This is a genomic window from Terriglobia bacterium (assembly GCA_020072845.1).
Classification (GTDB): Bacteria; Acidobacteriota; Terriglobia; order Terriglobales; family Acidobacteriaceae; genus JAIQGF01.
This window is the reverse complement of the sequence record JAIQGF010000003.1, coordinates 79870-97816: the sequence shown is the minus strand read 5'-3', so window position 1 is coordinate 97816 and position 17947 is coordinate 79870. Positions and strand designations below refer to the sequence as shown.

General features: G+C 61.7%; 16 protein-coding genes. 7 read left to right on the top strand and 9 right to left on the bottom strand.

The annotated features are described in order from the left end of the window. Positions 1-24 precede the first annotated feature (24 nt). Positions 25-1782, bottom strand: coding sequence for a HAMP domain-containing protein (locus LAN70_02800; protein ID MBZ5510077.1), 1758 nt, complete (start codon positions 1780-1782; stop codon positions 25-27). Beyond that, positions 1779-2471, bottom strand: a complete 693-nt coding sequence (locus LAN70_02795) for a response regulator transcription factor (protein MBZ5510076.1) — start codon at positions 2469-2471, stop codon at positions 1779-1781. Before LAN70_02795 ends, LAN70_02800 begins: the two co-directional genes overlap by 4 nt. 143 nt (positions 2472-2614) lie before the next feature. Here LAN70_02795 and pstS point away from each other — a divergent pair, with 143 nt between their 5' ends. The 6 genes from pstS to LAN70_02765 all read left to right on the top strand — a co-directional run bounded on the left by pstS (position 2615) and on the right by LAN70_02765 (position 7557). After that, the gene (pstS, locus tag LAN70_02790) at positions 2615-3616 is read left to right on the top strand and encodes a phosphate ABC transporter substrate-binding protein PstS (GenBank protein MBZ5510075.1); all 1002 of its coding nucleotides are present in this window, start codon (positions 2615-2617) and stop codon (positions 3614-3616) included. A 276-nt stretch (positions 3617-3892) separates the two neighbouring features. Then, positions 3893-4861 (top strand): phosphate ABC transporter permease subunit PstC, encoded by a 969-nt coding sequence (pstC, locus tag LAN70_02785; protein ID MBZ5510074.1) that lies wholly within the window; start codon positions 3893-3895, stop codon positions 4859-4861. A 16-nt stretch (positions 4862-4877) separates the two neighbouring features. Next, a complete protein-coding gene (gene pstA, locus LAN70_02780) occupies positions 4878-5732 on the top strand; it encodes a phosphate ABC transporter permease PstA (protein ID MBZ5510073.1) in 855 nt (284 codons plus the stop codon). A 1-nt stretch (position 5733) separates the two neighbouring features. Then, positions 5734-6495, top strand: coding sequence for a phosphate ABC transporter ATP-binding protein PstB (pstB, locus tag LAN70_02775; protein ID MBZ5510072.1), 762 nt, complete (start codon positions 5734-5736; stop codon positions 6493-6495). Then, positions 6492-7166, top strand: coding sequence for a phosphate signaling complex protein PhoU (phoU, locus tag LAN70_02770; protein MBZ5510071.1), 675 nt, complete (start codon positions 6492-6494; stop codon positions 7164-7166). Before pstB ends, phoU begins: the two co-directional genes overlap by 4 nt. A gap of 136 nt (positions 7167-7302) precedes the next feature. Then, complete coding sequence (locus LAN70_02765; GenBank protein MBZ5510070.1) at positions 7303-7557, top strand: hypothetical protein; 255 nt, start codon at positions 7303-7305, stop codon at positions 7555-7557. 26 nt (positions 7558-7583) lie between these two features. Here LAN70_02765 and LAN70_02760 read toward each other — a convergent pair whose 3' ends face one another. The 3 genes from LAN70_02760 to LAN70_02750 all read right to left on the bottom strand — a co-directional run bounded on the left by LAN70_02760 (position 7584) and on the right by LAN70_02750 (position 11902). After that, positions 7584-8510 (bottom strand): hypothetical protein, encoded by a 927-nt coding sequence (locus LAN70_02760; GenBank protein ID MBZ5510069.1) that lies wholly within the window; start codon positions 8508-8510, stop codon positions 7584-7586. Beyond that, entirely contained in the window at positions 8510-8932 is a 423-nt protein-coding gene (locus LAN70_02755) for a BlaI/MecI/CopY family transcriptional regulator (GenBank protein MBZ5510068.1), read from the bottom strand. Before LAN70_02755 ends, LAN70_02760 begins: the two co-directional genes overlap by 1 nt. A 135-nt stretch (positions 8933-9067) precedes the next feature. Then, complete coding sequence (locus LAN70_02750) at positions 9068-11902, bottom strand: TonB-dependent receptor (protein ID MBZ5510067.1); 2835 nt, start codon at positions 11900-11902, stop codon at positions 9068-9070. Between the two features lie 330 nt (positions 11903-12232). On the opposite strand from LAN70_02750, the gene LAN70_02745 reads away from it, so the two are divergent. Next, on the top strand, positions 12233-13441 hold the full coding sequence (locus LAN70_02745) for a 6-phosphofructokinase (protein MBZ5510066.1): 1209 nt from the start codon (positions 12233-12235) through the stop codon (positions 13439-13441). A gap of 258 nt (positions 13442-13699) precedes the next feature. Here LAN70_02745 and LAN70_02740 read toward each other — a convergent pair whose 3' ends face one another. The 4 genes from LAN70_02740 to LAN70_02725 all read right to left on the bottom strand — a co-directional run bounded on the left by LAN70_02740 (position 13700) and on the right by LAN70_02725 (position 17922). Beyond that, the gene (locus tag LAN70_02740) at positions 13700-15433 is read right to left on the bottom strand and encodes a bifunctional transaldolase/phosoglucose isomerase (GenBank protein MBZ5510065.1); all 1734 of its coding nucleotides are present in this window, start codon (positions 15431-15433) and stop codon (positions 13700-13702) included. Positions 15434-15597: 164 nt separating this feature from the next. After that, the gene (locus LAN70_02735) at positions 15598-15933 is read right to left on the bottom strand and encodes a cytochrome c (GenBank protein MBZ5510064.1); all 336 of its coding nucleotides are present in this window, start codon (positions 15931-15933) and stop codon (positions 15598-15600) included. Positions 15934-16414: 481 nt separating this feature from the next. Next, a complete protein-coding gene (locus LAN70_02730; GenBank protein MBZ5510063.1) occupies positions 16415-17131 on the bottom strand; it encodes a transaldolase in 717 nt (238 codons plus the stop codon). A 188-nt stretch (positions 17132-17319) separates the two neighbouring features. Continuing rightward, positions 17320-17922 carry an SIS domain-containing protein gene (locus LAN70_02725; protein MBZ5510062.1) on the bottom strand — a complete coding sequence of 201 codons (603 nt, stop codon included), beginning with the start codon at positions 17920-17922 and terminating at the stop codon, positions 17320-17322. Positions 17923-17947: the final 25 nt, after the last annotated feature.

Here is a 17947-nt window from a genome sequence, read left to right as displayed (position 1 = left end):
GGGGTGATCCTCCGAGCTGGTGATTTAGTGACCGTGAACCGCCGCTACGTTGCTGGATGTTCCGGCCGCTGGTTGCAGGACAAACGCGAAGGTACAACCGTGGTTGAGCTGGCTGGCCACGCGAATATTTCCGCCGTGGGCGCGCACGATGTGCTTGGCAATGGCAAGACCGAGGCCGGTGCCGCCGGATTCGCGCGAGCGCGCTTTGTCCACCCGGTAGAAGCGCTCGAACAGGCGCGGCAGATGTTCGCTGGCGATGCCGGGACCGTAGTCGCGCACGTAGAACTCCACCCCGTTTTCGTCATCCTGCGCACCGACCGCGATGCGCGCACCCGACCCTGCGTACTTGATCGCGTTGTCAATCAGGTTGGTGAACACCTGGTGGATGGCATCCTTGTCGGCCTGCACCATCTGCGTGGCCGTGTTCTCGACTTCGATCTCGATGCCGCCGGCCTTGGCGGCGGCAGGAAAGGTTTCGACGGCGTCGTCGAGCAGCGCGGCGGGCGACGTGGGGCGGAGACTGAAGGCGCGCTCGCCCGATTCGACGCGCGCCAGCACCAGCAGATCTTCGGTCAACCGGGCCATGCGGGCGGCGTTCTTGCGGATCACCTCGAGGAAGTCTTGCTTGGTCGCCGCATCGGCGCTGCCGGAGGACTCCAGATCGAGCAGAGTTTCGGCGAATCCCTGGATCGAGGTCAGCGGTGTGCGGAGTTCGTGCGAGACGTTGGCGATGAAATCGCGGCGGGTTTTTTCCACGCGCTCGATGTTGGTATGGTCGTGCAGCACGGCGACCGCACCGCCGCCGGGCAGGGGGGCGGCGGTCACTCCGAAGGTACGGCCGGGAACCAGGGCGGTGGCGCGCGCGGTTCGAGGTTCGTTGTGCTCCAGCGCGCCCTCGACCGCGGCGAGATAGTCGGGGTCGCGAACCGCGCCCACCAGCGGCGAGCCGATGGAAACGCGCGCGATGGCGTTCATGGGACCGTTCGACCACTGGATGCGGCGGTCGTGGGAGACGGCGAGCACCGCGTCCTGCATGCTGTTGAGCAGCGCTTCCAGCTGCTTGCGGCCGGTTTCAACGGCAGCAAAGCTCCCCTCCAACTGGCGCGCCGTGCGGTCAAGGGCGGAGGCCACATGGGCGATCTCGTCGCCGGAGGATTCCTCGATTCGCGCGCTGAGGTCACCAGAGGCGATGCGATCGGCGAACACGACGATACGCTGGAGGCGGCCCGAGACGAGGCGCGCCACTACAGCCGAGATGATGGTCGCCAGCAACAACGCCGCCAACGATGCCCATAGCAGGTGCAGGCGAATGTTGCGGGTCGTCTGCTGGATGAAGGAGAGCGGATAAGCGAGGCGCACGGCGCCACCCTGGATGGGCGCAGCGACGTAAAGAAAAGGAATACCGACGGTATGGCTGGTGCGCGTGGCGCTGCCGATGCTGCCGTGCAGCGCGGCGATGAATTCCGGCCGGGTCGCGTGGTTTTCCATCTCGGCGGGATTGGCGCGAGTGTCGGCGAGCACAAGGCCGTCAGGCGTGATGATGGTGGCGCGGGCGTCGGCGGCGCGAGAAACATCGTCGGCAATGGCTTGCAGGCTTCGGCGTTCACGGTCCTGCTGCACCGCCTGGGCGAACAGTGTCGCCTTCTGCTCCAGCGAGGTGCGGATTTCCCTGTAAAGAGACTCTTCCCACGCCTTGCGGACGGAGAAGTCGAGCGTGAGAGTGGCGACCGCGATCACCAGCAGGAAGGCGCCGAGCAGCTTAAAGAAGATGCGATTCGTCATCGCGGCACCTCGAAACGGTAGCCGGTGCCGCGGACGGTCTTTAAATAACGCGGGTCTTCGGGATTGCTTTCGATTTTCTCGCGCAGGCGGCGGACATAGACATCCACCGAACGCGGGGTGACAAAGGCGGTGTCGCGCCACACCGCGTCCAGCAATTGGTCGCGGGTGAAGACGCGGCCGGTGTGGCGCGCGAAATAGTCGAGCAGGCGAAACTCGGTGGCGGTGGTCGAAACGTTGTTGCCGCGGACGGTGAGCGTCATGGCGCCGGTGTCAATGCGGAGGTCGCCGAGCTCGCGGACGGTGGACGGCAGCGGGGGTTCGAAGCGGCGCAGCACGGCCTTGATGCGCGCCACCAACTCGCGCGGGCTGAAGGGCTTGGAAATGTAATCATCGGCGCCCACTTCGAAGCCGAGCACGCGGTCGGTTTCGGACGTCTTGGCAGTAAGAAAGATGATGGGCGTGGGGGCCAGAATCTCCGAGGCTCGTACCTGCTCGCACAGAGCCAGGCCGCTGCCGCCGGGAACCATGATGTCGAGCAGAAACAGAGCGGGGCGGTGCTTGAGGGCGTCGGGCAGCACGCCCCCGATCGCGGAGTAGGTGCGCACCAGGTAGCCGGAGGCCTCGAGATGATGGCGCACCAGGCGCGTGATGTCGGCGTCGTCTTCGACCAGAAATATCTGCTGTTTCACTCCCCCTAGTGTAGCCGGGCAGGTGCATGCGATTCCATCCTGCCCGGTTGTTTCACTGAGAATTCACCGGGTTGTAACACGGCTGTAACAGTTCGTTACTAACAATTGGGAGGAACAGGAGGAATTTAACCTTGACTCGACGCATGCTGGTTGGCGCAGTGTTGGTGTTGACGCTGGCGTTCCTTACGAGCGCGGCCGTAGCGCAAACAAACCTGAACGGGGCGGGCGCGACCTTCCCGTACCCGATCTATTCGAAGTGGTTCAACGAATTCCAGAAGGTGCATGGCGTACAAATTAACTATCAATCGATCGGCAGCGGCGGCGGAATCCGGCAGTTGCAGTCCGGAACGGTGGACTTCGGCGCCAGCGACATGCCGCTCGATGATAATCAGCTTAAGGAAATGGGCAAGACGATCATTCAATTTCCGACCGTGCTGGGCAGCGTGGTGCCGGCCTACAACGTGCCAGGGGTCTCAGGGGAGATCAAGTTCACACCCGAGGCGCTGGCGGGTATTTATCTGGGGAAGATCACCAAGTGGAACGACAAGGCGCTGACCAGCGCCAACCCTGGGCTGAAGCTGCCCGACACGGACATCGTGGTGGTCCACCGCTCCGACGGCAGTGGAACAACCTTTGTTTGGACCGACTACCTTTCCAAGATCAGCCCGGAGTGGAAATCGCAGGTCGGTGCCAATACCTCCGTGAAATGGCCGGTCGGCCTGGGCGGCAAGGGCAATGAGGGCGTTTCGGGAGTGGTGCGGCAGCAGCCGGGAGCGATTGGTTACGTGGAACTGATCTACGCGCTGCAGAACAACATCCCGTTTGGCACGGTGAAGAATTCGTCCGGGACCTTCGTGAAAGCCAGCCTCGATACGACCACCAAGGCGGCCGCGGGCACGAAGGTGCCGCCGGATTTCCGCGTGTCCATCACGAATGCGCCAGGAAAGGACGCGTACCCGATTGCGAGCTTCACCTACTTGCTGGTGCCCACGCAATGGCAGGACCAGACGAAGAAAACCGCGATGGTGAACTTCCTGACGTGGATGCTCAACAACGGGGAGCCCATGGTAACCGCGTTGAACTACGCTCCTCTGCCCAAGCAAGTCGCGGAAATGGAGCGGGCCAAGCTCAAGGAAATCCGGTAATTGAATTTTGGGGATGAGGATAAGGGCGACGGCACTGCCGGCGCCCTTTTTCATTGGCCACCGATGATGAGCCGCTTCCAACCCCCCGACGCACCCGAGAGGGCTGCCTGAGCGCTCGTCAAGCACAAGTTGGAACGTGGCCCGTTTCGCCTTCCCTCAGTGTTTAACAATCCTGTAACAAAGGTCTGTTAGCTTGGCCACACGAACTTGAATACGCGAAGCAAGCCGGAGTTGCGCGTGGCCGACCCACAGTCGAAAGTGCCTGACCTTGAGTCGATGGCACAGGCGGGGAAGCCGTTACCGCAGCCGCCGGCTTTCCGCACGAGCGCCGCTCCAGACCAAATCTTCAAGTACGTAACGGTGGCAGCAGCGCTGTCGGTTGTCGCAGCCGTGTTACTCATCGTTTTCGAATTGGTCTGGCACTCCCGGCTGGCGATCTCGAAATTCGGATTTGGTTTCTTCGTCGGCAGCAACTGGGACCCCGTCGGCGGCGAGTTTGGAGCGTTTCCGTTTATCTATGGCACCTTGGTCTCCTCGCTGATCGCGCTGATCATCGCGGTGCCGCTCGGAATCGGAGTGGCGATCTTTATCAACGAATTGTGCCCGCGCCCGCTGCGCGCGCCTTTGTCGTTCACGGTGGAGCTGCTGGCCGCGATTCCGAGCGTGATTTACGGTCTGTGGGGCATTTTCGTTCTGGTGCCTTTCCTGCGCCTGCACATTGACCCGTTCCTCAAGCAGTCCTTGGGGTGGACGGGCCTATTCACCGGCCCAATCTACGGGATCGGGATGCTGGCCGCGGGAGTGATCCTGGCGATCATGGTGGTGCCGTTCATCTCGTCGATCACGCGCGAAGTGATGCTCACCGTTCCGCAGCACCAGCGGGAAGGCGTTCTCGCCCTGGGCGCCACGCAGTGGGAGATGATTCGCACCGGGATCCTGCGCAACGCGCGGGTGGGCATCGTCGGCGGCGTCATGCTGGGCCTCGGCCGGGCGCTGGGCGAAACCATGGCGGTAACGATGGTGATCGGCAATCGCCCGGAAATTGCGAAATCATTGTTCGCGCCCGGGTACACGATGGCCAGCATGATCGCCAACGAGTTCACCGAGGCCACCGGCAATCTTTATCTCAGCGCGATTGTTGAAATCGGGCTGGCGCTGTTTCTGCTGACCCTCGTGGTCAACGCCTTGGCCCGGCTGCTGGTGTGGATGACGACGCGGGGCTCGCCGTCGAGGGTGTATGGCTGAGGTGCTTCAATCCGGGATGCCGGTCCGGGTGAGCTGGTACCGGCGGATCGTCAATCGCGCCGTCATGGCGGCCACCGGCCTGGCTGCCCTGCTGGTGCTGGTGCCTCTGTTCCTGATTCTCGGATTCCTGATGATCAAGGGAGTTGGCTCGGTGAACTGGGCGTTTCTGACCCATATTCCGAAACCGGTTGGCGAAACCGGTGGCGGTGTAGGAAACGCGATCGTAGGGACGTTTATGATCCTGGGCGTGGCCAGCCTGATCGGAGTGCCCTGGGGGATTGCCGGGGGAATTTACTTGTCCGAATACGGCCGCAATACGTTAGGCAACGTCATCCGCTTCACGGCCGACGTGCTCAACGGTGTGCCCTCGATTGTTACCGGGATCGCAGTGTACGGGCTGGTGGTGGTGACGCAGAAGCATTTCTCTGCATTCGCGGGCGGCATCGCCTTGGGCATCATGATGATCCCCATCATCGTCCGGGCGACGGAGGAGATGCTGCTCATGGTGCCGCAGACCATCCGCGAAGCGGCGCTCGGCCTGGGTATTCCGCAGTGGAGGACCACCTTGTCGGTCACCTTGCGCACGGCGAGCGCGGGAGTGATTACCGGAATCATGTTGGCGTTTGCCCGCGTGGCCGGCGAGACGGCCCCGCTGCTATTCACCGCGTTCGGAAACCAGTTCTGGAACTTGAAATTCAGCCAGCCGACCGCCGCCTTGTCGCTGCAGGTATACACTTACGCGATTTCGCCGTACGACGACTGGCACCGCATGGCGTGGGCGGGAGCGCTCGTGCTGATCGTGATGATCATCGGGACGATTTCGGTGGTGCGCATTTTCGCCAGCCGCGGGCTGTTGAAGGGGGCGGCTTAACGTGGGCGTGGGAATCGATGTCCGCGGGCTGCGCGCCTGGTTCGGCAAAATCGAGGCGCTGCACGGCATCAGCGTGCAGATGCAGCCCAACACGGTCACGGCGATCATCGGGCCGTCCGGTTGCGGGAAGTCCACCTTCGTCCGCTGCATCAACCGCATGCATGAGACCATTCCGGGAGCCCGGGTCGAGGGCAAGCTGCTGATCGGCAACACCGACGTGTACGGGAACGGAACGCCGGCGGTGGAAGTGCGCCGGCGCGTGGGCATGGTTTTTCAAAAGCCGAATCCTTTTCCGACCATGACGATCTATGACAACGTGGCCGCGGGATTGAAGCTCAACGGATTTCGCAACCGCCGCGAGCTGGAGGAAACCGTCGAGCGGTCGCTGCGCTTGGCCGCCCTGTGGGACGAGGTCAAGGACGGGCTCAAGAAACAATCGGGGGCGAGCCTTTCCGGCGGGCAGCAGCAGCGGTTGTGCATCGCGCGCGCTTTGGCCGTACAGCCGGAAGTGCTGCTGATGGATGAGCCGGCGTCGGCGTTGGATCCGATCTCCACCGCGAAAATTGAAGACCTGATTTACCAGTTGAAGGAGCGCTTCACGGTCGTGATCGTCACCCACAACATGCAGCAGGCGGCCCGGGTCGCGGAGTGGACGGGGTTTTTCCTCCTCGGCGATCTGATCGAGTTCGACAAAACCCAGAAGATCTTTACCACTCCCGGGGACAAGAGGACCGAGGACTACATTACCGGCAGGTTCGGATGACGCGCACTCGCTTTCACGAAGGCCTGGACGAACTGAAGGACCGGCTGCTGCGCATGGCAGGCATGGCGGAACTGTCGATTACGCGCGCGATCAATGCTTTCCGCGAGCGCGACGGGGCCCAGTGCCGGCTGGTGTTCGCCAGCGAGGCCGCCATCAACGCCGACGAGCGCGAAATTGACGAATTGGCGCTCGACCTGCTCGCCATGCAGCAGCCGATGGCGATCGACCTGCGCTTCATCGTCGCCGTGATTAAGATCAACGCCGATCTGGAGCGCGTCGGCGACCAGGCGGTCAACATCGCCGAACGGGTCGAACGATTGCTGACCGTGCCCGCGGTGGACTTGCCGATTGACATCCCGCTGATGGCTGCGACCTCCGCAAAGATGATCCGGATGGCCCTGGAAGCGTTCGTGCTCGGCGATGCCAATCTTGCCGAGCGGGTGCTCACCATGGACGACACCGTGGACCGCATGAACTACGAGATCGCCGACGTGATGATGGATCTGATGAAGAAGTCGCCGGAAGTGACCGAGCAGGCAATGGATGCGATCATCATCGCGCGCAACCTGGAGCGCGTCGGCGACCACGCCACCAATATCGCCGAGGACGTGATCTTTTGGGTGCGCGGGGCCGACGTCCGCCACCACTTCGGCGGGGAACCGAACCGCTGATCGGCTCGCGGCGCTCTTCCGCCAAACTCCGCTGAACCTCGGACACGGTAAGTCCTTTCACCGTCTGGCCATGGCCATCGGTGCCACACATTCAAGATGCGCCCTGCGAACTGAGCAGGGACTCGCCAAGCACTGGATGGATGATCACGTCCTGCTTGGCCTGGCGGCTCCGTTCGTGATCGCCTTCCACGCCTCGTTCAAGTTTCGTGGATTTGTTGGCACGGCGTGTTGGATCATGAGCGCGGTCGCGCTCAGCGGGGTGATCGGCCGCTACCTGTACAGCCAGATACCGCGCCGCGCGACTGCGGCCGAGCTGTCGCTTAAAGAAGCGCGCGATCTGCAGGAGAAGGACACGGCTCAGCTTTCCTCGCAGCGCCTGTATTTACGATGATCGGATCGGGGCAACCTGGACGCCAACTAGCGGACGAGGAGCTCAGTAAACTCGTGCATCTGGGCCAGTGCCCAAGCGTAGTTGAGTCCGACGCCGACGAGAGCGCCAACGAGCAACGCCCACTGGAGATGACGCCTTCCCTGCCTCTGAGAATGTTTCCAGGCCAACAATCTCTCGACTCGGGTGCTTAACGGAGCGCCATTCTCGGGAATCAGGGTCATTCCTATTTCTGGCGTTCGCGCTTGTGCAGATACGCGAGCCATCTTGAGCAAGGCGGAAGCCAGATCGAGCGCTGTGTGTTCGTGGCAGACTGCGTCATCGTCGGCGGCAATTTCAGCCGCTCTCGACCACTCTCGCTCCAGGGAAGCGAGCGCCGGAAAGGGGCAGAAGCGGAGCACCAGCTTCTTGAGATTGTCTTTGCGCTGGACGTGGGCCACCTCGTGTCGAATCGCAGCCTCGATCTCCACTGCATCCAGGAGCGCAACCACTCCGCTGGAAACCAATAGCTTGGGACGCCATACACCGCTGACACAGAACATCGGAGCCCCGCCCAACACCTCATAGGCTGGAATCCCGGCGGGCATCTCCGGCCGCCGCGCTTGGGCCAGGCACGCAGCGACGAACCGCGCCGTCTTCAACCAGGCTCTAGCGGCATTGAAGCACCCAGCGACCAGCACTCCAGCCGCGCCAACAGCAAGAGCAATAGCACCGGCGCCAATTGTCTCGTCGGTGAACCGAGGCTCCAGGTACAGAAAGGAGGGCACTGTGAAAAGTGCGACCAGGGCGCAAGCGCCGAACAACGGAGCAACGCGAATGCCATAAAGAGCGGCGTCGCTCCGCGGCGGGTATTTCCTCCCGACCAACGTCCAAACGCAGGCAATGATTACAGACAAAGCGGCGTACACGAGGAAGAAAACACCCAGCGAGACCACGGCGCCACGAAGCCAATACATCAGCGCGCCTCCCTCTTCCTCAGCGCGCGTCGCTTGCGGCCGACAGCGCGCGCCAGTTCATCGAGCAAGGCGGCGTCGTGCTCGGTGACGGTGTCGACCAGGAAGGAGACTGGCAACGCTGGGTCGCCAGAACGGAGCAGATTCTGCAGGCTGGCTGCAACCGTGTTGCGGTTGTATTCCTCTTCTGTCTCCCGGGACCGGTAGCGGAAGGCGCGGCCGTCAAGGGCGCGCTCGAGCAGCCCCTTCTTATACAGCCGATCAAGAGTTGTCATGACGGTCGTGTAGGCCGCCTGAACCGCCGCCCCGTCGAGCAACTCTCGTACCGTGGCATCACCGCGTCTCCGTAATGCCTCCAGCAGCTCCATTTCGAGAGGGCCCAACGCGTGGCTGCGGGCGATCGACGATTTGAGCCTGCGCAACATTTGACCCGTTCTTTCCGGCTGACCAGCTTACGATCAATTCCTGGGTTCATCAATCGCTGCGCCCCGCGACGCCCGCGGACGCACTGCTTGACTGGGGAAACGCAAGAACAGCGGCCCGCACGGGAGCGTGCGTCTTCAATACATCAGGCGCAGCGAAAATTGCAGCGAACGCGCCGGCAACTGGTTCGTGATGCCGGTCAGCGGCAGACCAAAGCCGGTCCCGGCCGTCGCTCCGTTTCCGTACGTCCCGCTGTAGCCGACAAAGTTCGGGTGATTGAAGACATTGAATGCCTCGGCGCGAGCTCTCACGTGGAACCGTTCACCAAACGCAATGTCCTTCTCCACAAAGGGCGCGACCTCGTAGATGGCCCGGCCACGGCCGGCATTGCGGGGCACGACCGCGCCGTTGATCACCGGCCGGTCCGTCGTTGCGCCGGTATCGCCGCTGTTATTGGTGCCCGTCACGAAATTGAACGGCAGGCCTGAGGCCAGCGTCGCGACTCCACCAAGATTGAATCCCAAGGGCGCACTGTAAGTTCCACTGAGCACAAAGCGGTGGCGCTGGTCGTAGATCGCGCTGCCCTTTTCCTCTCGGCCGGTGAAATTAGGATCGTTCGGGTTGCCGCCCGGAGCGTCGGGATCGACGTTGTCAATCGAGTGCGAGTACACATAGCTGGCCAGCATAACGAAACGGCGGCTGAAATGATGATTGAGGTTGACGTTCAACGCCTGGTATTGCACAAAGCCGTTGTTGACATCCGTCTGAATCACGGCATAAGCCGGCTGCGGCGGATTTGCCGTTGCCGGATTGCAGGTGCGCCCGGCATCAGCATAGAACTTCACCCAGAGTGGGCGCGTGCAATTGGCAGCCTGTGCGCTCCGCGTCTGTCCCTGCGCCGTTCGCAGGAACGGTGTCGGCGGATCGACATCCAACGGGCGAACGACATGTACCGTGTGTGACCCGAGATAATCCGCGCTGAGTACCCAGCCTCGGCCGAATTGGTGCTCGAATCCGAGTGTCCATTGCTCCGAGTAGGGGTTCAGAAGCGCATCGGGGTAGCCCATAAGAACCGACGTGGAAAAGAACTGATCGTAGAATGCTCTCCGTCCGGGCCGGATATACAGGCTTCGCACCGGAGCGACGGCGCCGGCCGGGAATGCAGGTAAGGGCACGGCGGAAACACTGCTCGGAAAACCAATCTGTCCGGGAGTGGCGGTGAAATTGAACACTCCGGTCGGCCCGCCGAGCGCGTAGTTGGCCTCGGAGTTGTCGACAACCTGAGAGTAATAGATGCCGAATCCACCGCGGACCACCGTCCTGCCCGCGCCGCGCCAGTCATAGGCGAAGCCCACGCGGGGAGCGAAGTTCTTGCGCGCGTCGGTAAAAGTCTGCTGCTCATACCGCAGCCCCAGGTTCAGGGTAAGGTCGGGGCGAACCCGGAAGTCGTCCTGCACGAATAACGACCATAGCGTGTCATCGACCGTGTAATTGGCGCTGCCGTAACTCTGCGTATAGCTGCGAACGTTGGTGATATTGTTGAGGAACGTTGGACCTTCGCACACCGTAAGCGGCTGGGTGCAGGTGTTGTATTGGAGCTGCCCGAGAAAGATCGGGCCCCCGAACTCCTTGCTGTTGCCGCCATTGTGCGCATGCAGCACATCGGCCCCAAATTTCACCTGGTGCCGGCCCCAGGCCGCCGCCAGCGTGTCGCTGAATCCATATTGCCGGTTCAGAAGAAGCGCGGATTGTGATGTGCCCGTGGTAAACGTTCCGCCGGTGGAGATGGGAACCACGAATTGTGTGCCGAGAATCACAGGATCGAATTGCGTAATTGGCGAAGCCAACTGGAATTGCGCCCGCACATTGTTCAGCAGCGCCGGCGTTAAGACCGCAGTTTCGCCTGCTTCCAGCGAGTAAGTCCGTCTCCGGAAAATACGATCCACCGTGGGCAGGCTGTTGCCTCCCACTGCGCCATTCGGATTCGTATCGTGAAAACTGTCGGTATTCGCGCGAACAAATACCGTGTTGCTTGGATTCAATGCGTGATCGAGGCGCAGAAACGTCATCCAGTCTGCGTAGTGCCCGACGAATACACCGGGAGCAATCGGAGACGTAACCGGCGAGCCGCGGTTCTGCCGGCTGTACTCGCCGGCGAAGAAGAAGTGCGTCCGGTCGCTTCCCGGGATTGGCCCGGAGAATGCTGCGCCAAGTTGTCCCAGGGAATCCGTCACCACCTGGTTGCCGCTGGTGGCCGTGTTGGCCGTGAACCCCGATAGCCTTGCTGCCGTATCGCTTGGCCGCCAAAGTCCCAACAGATCGCCGTGGTATTGGTTGCCGCCGCTTCTCGTCACCAGATTGACGACGCCGCCGGTGGTGGCGCCGTACGCCGCGGAGAATGCATTCTCCAGGACCGTCATTTCTTGAATCGCCACCAGCGGCACGTTCGTGAAGATCGTCTGCCGGCCCCAACTGTCGTTTCCGGAGCTGCCGTCCACTACCCACGCGGTCTGGCGGCGCCCAGACCCGTTCGTCGTAAAAAGATTCTGGTTCATGAATACATCGCCCTGGTTCAGAGCCGGCCGGTTCGCCGCATTCAGCAGCGGCAAATAGGTAATCCGGTGGTTCAACAAAGGAGTCTCTTCAAGCTGCATCGCGCCGAGGCGGTCGCCGAGCTGGGGCTCGTCGCTGCGCACCTCTCCTGCAACTCCGGTCACAATGACTTGTTCTTGCACCTGCGAAACGCTTAATTGCAGCCTGAGGTCTGCCGTGCCTCCACCAACCAGCGTGAGCTCGCGGCTGGCGTCCGCAAAACCCTCTTTGTGTGCCGTCGTCGTGTAGGTTCCGACGGGCAGTCCCGAGATTACAAAGTTTCCCGAGGCATCGGTCACGGCGCTGCGCTCGGCCGCAGTCCTCGCGTTCTTGACCTTGACTTCGACTCCGACAACGGCGGCGCGGCTCTGATCCAGCACTTGGCCTCGAAGGGTCGCAGTATCAGGCGTTTGAGCGTGCGACGCGGCGGCAAACCACAGTGTCATCAGGAAGCAAACGGCCAAGCGAGACATTCCCCACCCCGGCGGAAGCGTTATCTATTGACGCGCAACACCTTACAGCGGGCGAAATGTCTACTACCAAAATAGTAGCCAGCGCAGTAAGGCCGCCTTTGCGATTGCGCCCGCCTTAGCAGCGATTCTCGGCGTGGTGACTGGGGACGTGCTCTACCCACCCCAGACTGACTCACGCAAATAGCACGCTTGGGGTGACTACGTGGTGTAGTGTATGAGGAGACCACAAAGCGCACTATGTCCAATATCAGTACAACCAAAGGCGTGATCGGAATCCTCACCGGCGGCGGCGACGTGCCCGGTTTGAACCCGGCGATTCGGGCGGTCACCATCAGGGCGCTGCGGGAGGGCTACCAGGTGATCGGGCTGCGCCGCGGATGGGCGAGCCTGGTCGACATCATCCGCGACAAGGACTACGACAATCGCAACAATTTCCAGACCCTCTCCGAGGAACTCGTCAATCGGGCAGGCCGGACCGGGGGAACCTTCCTGCATACGTCCCGCACGAATCCAAGTCAGGTCAGGAAATCCCATATCCCCACTCACTTGCAGGGCACATACCAAGCCGAGAGGAACGACTTGACGCCGGAAGTGCTCAAGAATCTTGACTGGCTCGGGATCGACTATTTGATTCCGATCGGCGGCGATGACACGCTGAGCTATGGGGTACGCCTGTATCAGGAAGGCGTGAAGGTGGTCGGGATTCCCAAGACCATGGATAACGATGTTCCGGGAACCGACTACTGCATCGGGTTCAGCACCTGCGTGACGCGCACCATTCAGATGATCAACAGTCTGCGGACTTCCGCCGGTTCGCATGAACGTTTTCTGGTGGTCGAGGTGTTCGGCCGTTATGCCGGCTTCACCGCCATGTTGCCGACCATGGCGGGGGCAGCGAACCGCTGCGTCATCCCGGAGCATCAGTTCAATATCGAGCGCTTGACGGAATTGCTGGTGGCCGACCGCCGCAAGAACCCAAGCCGGTATTCTGTCCTGCTGCTGTCAGAAGGAGCGATGTTCGAAGGTGGGGAAATGGTCTTTGAAAAGGAGACGACCGACGCCTTCGGGCATAAGAAACTGGGCGGAATCGGGGATCTGGTCTCGGAAAAGCTGCAGGAACTCTCCCCGAAATACAACAACGGCGACCTTATCCACGTCATCAACCAAAAGCTGGGCTATTTGGTCCGCGGTGGCGATCCCGACGCGATCGATTCGATCGTCCCCATGGCCTACGGCAATCTTGCCCTCGACCTGATTCTGAACAAGGCCCACGGCAGGCTGGTGGTCCTCAAGAACGGCCGCTACGACAACATGCCGATCGACGTGGTAACCGCCTCGAAGAAAGTCGTGAACGTGAAAGAAAACTACAACACCGAACGACTGCGGCCGCACTACAAGAGCTTCGAGATGAAGCCCCTCTTCATCATGACAAGCGATCTTTCTTAGGTCGTATCCGTCGCGATTCAGAACCGTTGCTGCCCGCAGGATTCGGTGCGCTGTCGTTTCTGCGATTCCGATTGTTTGCGATTTCACCGTGAGCGCGACCGCGTCCTCTGGACTCGCGGTGACCTTTGCGGCCAGCGGCAATTGCACCGTGACCGGCTCGACGGTTCACAGCAGCGCTGCTGGCTCGTGCACCATCACGGCTTCGCATTCCGATTTGCATGTCGAAATGCTCCTTCGTGAAGTTTCGCCAAGTTGCGCTTACTGGAGCGCCTGCTTCACCGCCGCCGCCAGGGTCGCAAGCCCAGCGCCGACATTGGGACCGAGATGCACGCGCAACGCACGCCGGCCGCGATCGGCCAGCACCTGGAAGTCGCCGCGCGCTTGCGCCGCCTTCACCACTCCGAAGGTGTACTTCTGTCCGGGAACCGGCAGGTCCCGGGCGTCGTCACAGGTGATCTGCAGGAACACGCCGCTGTTGGGACCGCCTTTGTAAGCCTGGCCGGTGGAATGCAGGAATCGCGGTCCGAAACCAAGGCAGGTGGCAACCCGCTTGACATCGCGGATATCGTGCCGGATGCCCTGGAGAGCAGCTTCGTGCGCGTCGTTCATCTCGATGAACGCCAGCACCGCGAAGTAATCTCCGGCCTTCGTGCGGTCGAGATGCGCCTTCAGATATCCCGCCAGCGATTGCTGCTGCGCGGATTTCTTCAGCGCTTCCGCATTCTTCGGATCGGTAAACAGGCGAATGCCGTCCGCCTCAAACAGCGGGGTCTCCGGCGGCAGGCTGCCTTGCTGCTCGTATTCCGAGGTCAGCTTGCGAGTGGCGATCTTGGCGGCTTCGACGTCGGGCTGGTCGAACGGATTGATCCCGATCACCGAGCCCGCCACCGCCGTCGCAATCTCCCAGCGGAAGAATTCCTCTCCCAGACTGTACTCCCGCTCGACAGCAATACGAACCACCGGCTGCCCGGTCTTTTCCAACGCTTCGATGGCCGCGTCTTGTGCCTTGTCCGGCGCCGAGTCAAGCCGCAGGTAGGCGAACACACGGTCATTGCCGTACACCTCGGGCCTGCCGAGACGTTCGCGATCCACCGGGACCAGGCCTTTCCCGATTTTGCCGGTGGACTCGGCGACCAACTGTTCGAGCCATGCGCCAAGATCGAAAATGCCCGGCGAGGTGATGATGGTGACCTTGTCGCGGCCGCGAACGCCGAGCGTGCCCAGGATTACGCCCAGCACGACACCGGGATTCTCTTCGACCGGCACGGTCGCGCCGCAGGCGTGCACCATCTCTTCCGTCGCGTTGAGGAAACGCGGCATATCGACGCCCATCACCGCCGCCGGAACCATGCCGAAGTCGGACAGCGCCGAGTAGCGCCCGCCGATGCTCTTCAGTCCGTAGAAAATGTGGCGGAAGCAGTCGCTCTCGGCCACGCGCTGCATGTTGGATCCCGGATCGGTAATGGCGATGAAGCGATTGCCGGCTTCGGCGGCGCCCAATTCCTGCTTGGCGCGCTCGAAGAAGTACTGCTTGAAAATGTTGGGTTCCAGGGTGCTGCCGGACTTGCTCGACACGATGAAGATCGTGCTCTTGTAATCAATCCGGCTTTCGATGGCCTTGATTTGCGCCGGGTCGGTGGAATCGAGTACGTGCAGTTCCGGCGAGCCCGCGATCTTGCCGAAGGTCAGCCGCATGACTTCGGGACAAAGACTGGATCCGCCCATGCCCAGCAGCAGCGCGTGCTTGAACCCAGCGGCCTTCACCTCCTCGGCGATTGCCTTCAGGTGCTGGATGCGCGCGAGCTGGTCGTCAAGGATGCCCATCCAGCCGAGCCAGTTGGCTTCGTCGGCGCCGGTCCACAGCGAGGCGTCGCCGCGCCACAGCCGCCGCGCCTTCTCCTGCTTTTTCCAGTCATCGAGCGTGGCGCGGACGGCGTTGGTGAGGTCGGCCGGCATTTTGAAAGTCTGGCGGTTGATCTTCACCGTGCGCATAGTACCCACACGTTTCCTCCGCGGCCACTGATTGTAGCGACGCAGCCGACCCCACACCGAGGGCGTCAATCAGGCTACGTGGAATTCGCCTCCGGCCAATCGCGGGCGCCCCCGTTCGCTGGCCGGAGACTGTTTCCACCAATGAAACAACCGCTCTCACAAACCTACTTCTTCAGCGTGCGAATGAACGCGATCACGTTGTCAACATCGGCGCTGCTCAGACCCGCGGGCGGTTTCATCTTGCCCTTGCCCTGGGTGACGATCTTCTTCAGGTCGGCATCGCTCATCTTCTGCACCTCAGGCGAACCCAGCGGTGGAATGGCCGTATTGAGCGCCTTGGCCATACCCGGGTTCCCTTCGCCGGTGGCGCCGTGGCACATCTTGCACTTCTTGTCGTAGACGGCGTGCCCGGCAACGGCATCAGCGGCCAGCGCGGGCGTGATTGCAGCCACTATCAGTACCAGCACTACCGCAGTGATACGTAACGCGTGTCGACTCATAGTTCGTGGTCTCCTCGGTTAATTGAACAAACTTACTGGCCCACAGCTTTCTGCATGGCCCTCTCGTTTTCGGTCTTCATGATGCCTTACACAAACAGCGTGCCATCGCTACCTTTGCTGTTCATCGCCTGACTGCTCCCGAGTATAAAACAACGGCGATGCCGAGGACGATCACGAGCGTGAGCAAGAGCGCGCCCAAGTGTGTGCAGGTCTAGATCACGCGATCCAGTGCAAGACAATGAAACCAAATCGGGCACGTCGCGTTCCCCATCTTCGAAAAGCTGAGAAAAACAGGCCTTGTTGGATACGCGGGCCTGAGCCAGACAACAAAGCCGCTCGACCCACTACCTGGGTCCGAGCGGCTGCAAGAGGCCGGAGCAGCGTGTTACTCAAGCATTCGGGAGATTCCGTTGAACCTGCAAACCCGCCGGATTATTACACCCCATTTCCCGTGTTGCTTGACGGTAACGCCTCGGCGCGGTCAGGCGACCTGTTCCATACCCGGCCTTGCCAGGCGGAATCCTGCCTTCTGCGCATCGTCGTAGAACATTTTCACCGTCGCCAGTGAATATTCGTCGAGGCTTTTGCCCACGAGTGCCAGTTTCCTTAAAACGTCGTGAGTGACGGTAATGACGTGGCAACCGATTGCGTCGGCATGGAAGATGTTGAGGAGTTCGCGCGGGCTGGCCCAGATCAGTTGCAGGCGCTGATAGGGTTCCAAAATCTTGACCGCCTCGGTCATCAGCGGCACCGGGTCGCGGCCGGTGTCGGCGATGCGGCCGGCAAACACCGAGACGTACGACGGACTACCCCCCAGGGACTCCGCCACTTCGCGCACCTGGTCCAGAGTCAGGAGTGCGGTCACGTTCAGCCGCACCTGGGCACGGGCCAGGCGCCGAATCAGGCGCACGGAACTCTCTCCGCGCGTATTGGTGACGGGAATCTTGACGTTGACCTGTCCACCCCACGACGCGATTTCCATCGCCTGCCACTCCATTTCTTCGAAGTCATCGGCAATCACTTCGAACGAAATCGGCCGGTCGGGGATGGCGCCCAGCAAGGTGCGGGCAAACTGCGCATAGTCGGTGACGCCGGCGGCGCGCATCAGCGTCGGATTGGTGGTGAAGCCGCGGATCAGGGGGTTCTTGTACAGCTCCAGTGCGCCGGCAAGGTCAGCGCCGTCGGCAAAGATTTGCACCTGCAGTTTTTCCAGGTTTGAATGCAAGGTAGACCTCCATTCCGCATGCGCCAAGCCGACAGCGCAGGCCCGCGCACGCGCAAACAAGTTTTTCGGTGATCGGTGATGGCAGCAGGCCGCCGGCGGGCCGGTGGGCTACCCGCAACGGTGGTCTGCTCCACGAGATGGGCAAACTGGGTCGAGTTCGGTCAGCGGACGGATTCCCACTTCATCGGGTTGCACTTCAATTCGGGATGCGATACCAGCAGGTGCCACAGCATCGCCTGGAACGACTCTGTATGCGGCGTGACCGTGTCCGGATTGACGGTGCGCACGACGATGGCGACGTCGGCCGCCTTGGCCGCGTATCCGCCGTCGCGGCCGACGATGGCGCATACCAGGGCGCCCACCTGCTTGGCGTAGCGCACGGCGTGCACCACGTTGGAACTGATGCGGCGCTCCAGGTCTCCACCCCCAACGGAAAAGACAAACAGCATGTCGCCGCCACGCAAGCGGCTGCCGCGCAGCCAATGTTCATAAGCGCTGTCCCAGCCGTCGTCGTTGATGCGCGCCGTCAGCTCCGAAACGTTGTCGGTGACGCTGTAAGCCTCCATGCCGGCGATCTTGCGAAAGTCGCACACCGCGTGCGAGGCATGGCCGGCGCCGCCGCCCACGCCGACGAAGAAGAGACGGCCTCCACCGCGGCGCACCTGCACCAGCAGGCGAACCATTTCTTCCACCGAGGCTTGATCCAGCGCCTGCAGGATCTCGGCCGCTTCCTTCACGTATTGCGAGGTGTAGTTTGTGGGCATGATTCCTCCACCGCGGCTCGCTGCC

What these genes read in the sequence shown, in the direction of transcription:
- LAN70_02745 (MBZ5510066.1), top strand. Translation starts at nt 12,233, where the DNA reads ATGTCCAATATCAGTACAACCAAAGGCGTGATCGGAATCCTCACCGGC.
- LAN70_02755 (MBZ5510068.1), bottom strand. Translation starts at nt 8,932, where the DNA reads ATGTTGCGCAGGCTCAAATCGTCGATCGCCCGCAGCCACGCGTTGGGC.
- LAN70_02740 (MBZ5510065.1), bottom strand. Translation starts at nt 15,433, where the DNA reads ATGCGCACGGTGAAGATCAACCGCCAGACTTTCAAAATGCCGGCCGAC.
- LAN70_02760 (MBZ5510069.1), bottom strand. Translation starts at nt 8,510, where the DNA reads ATGTATTGGCTTCGTGGCGCCGTGGTCTCGCTGGGTGTTTTCTTCCTC.
- pstS (MBZ5510075.1), top strand. Translation starts at nt 2,615, where the DNA reads ATGCTGGTTGGCGCAGTGTTGGTGTTGACGCTGGCGTTCCTTACGAGC.
- LAN70_02735 (MBZ5510064.1), bottom strand. Translation starts at nt 15,933, where the DNA reads ATGAGTCGACACGCGTTACGTATCACTGCGGTAGTGCTGGTACTGATA.
- LAN70_02800 (MBZ5510077.1), bottom strand. Translation starts at nt 1,782, where the DNA reads ATGACGAATCGCATCTTCTTTAAGCTGCTCGGCGCCTTCCTGCTGGTG.
- pstA (MBZ5510073.1), top strand. Translation starts at nt 4,878, where the DNA reads ATGCCGGTCCGGGTGAGCTGGTACCGGCGGATCGTCAATCGCGCCGTC.
- phoU (MBZ5510071.1), top strand. Translation starts at nt 6,492, where the DNA reads ATGACGCGCACTCGCTTTCACGAAGGCCTGGACGAACTGAAGGACCGG.
- LAN70_02765 (MBZ5510070.1), top strand. Translation starts at nt 7,303, where the DNA reads ATGGATGATCACGTCCTGCTTGGCCTGGCGGCTCCGTTCGTGATCGCC.
- LAN70_02725 (MBZ5510062.1), bottom strand. Translation starts at nt 17,922, where the DNA reads ATGCCCACAAACTACACCTCGCAATACGTGAAGGAAGCGGCCGAGATC.
- pstC (MBZ5510074.1), top strand. Translation starts at nt 3,893, where the DNA reads ATGGCACAGGCGGGGAAGCCGTTACCGCAGCCGCCGGCTTTCCGCACG.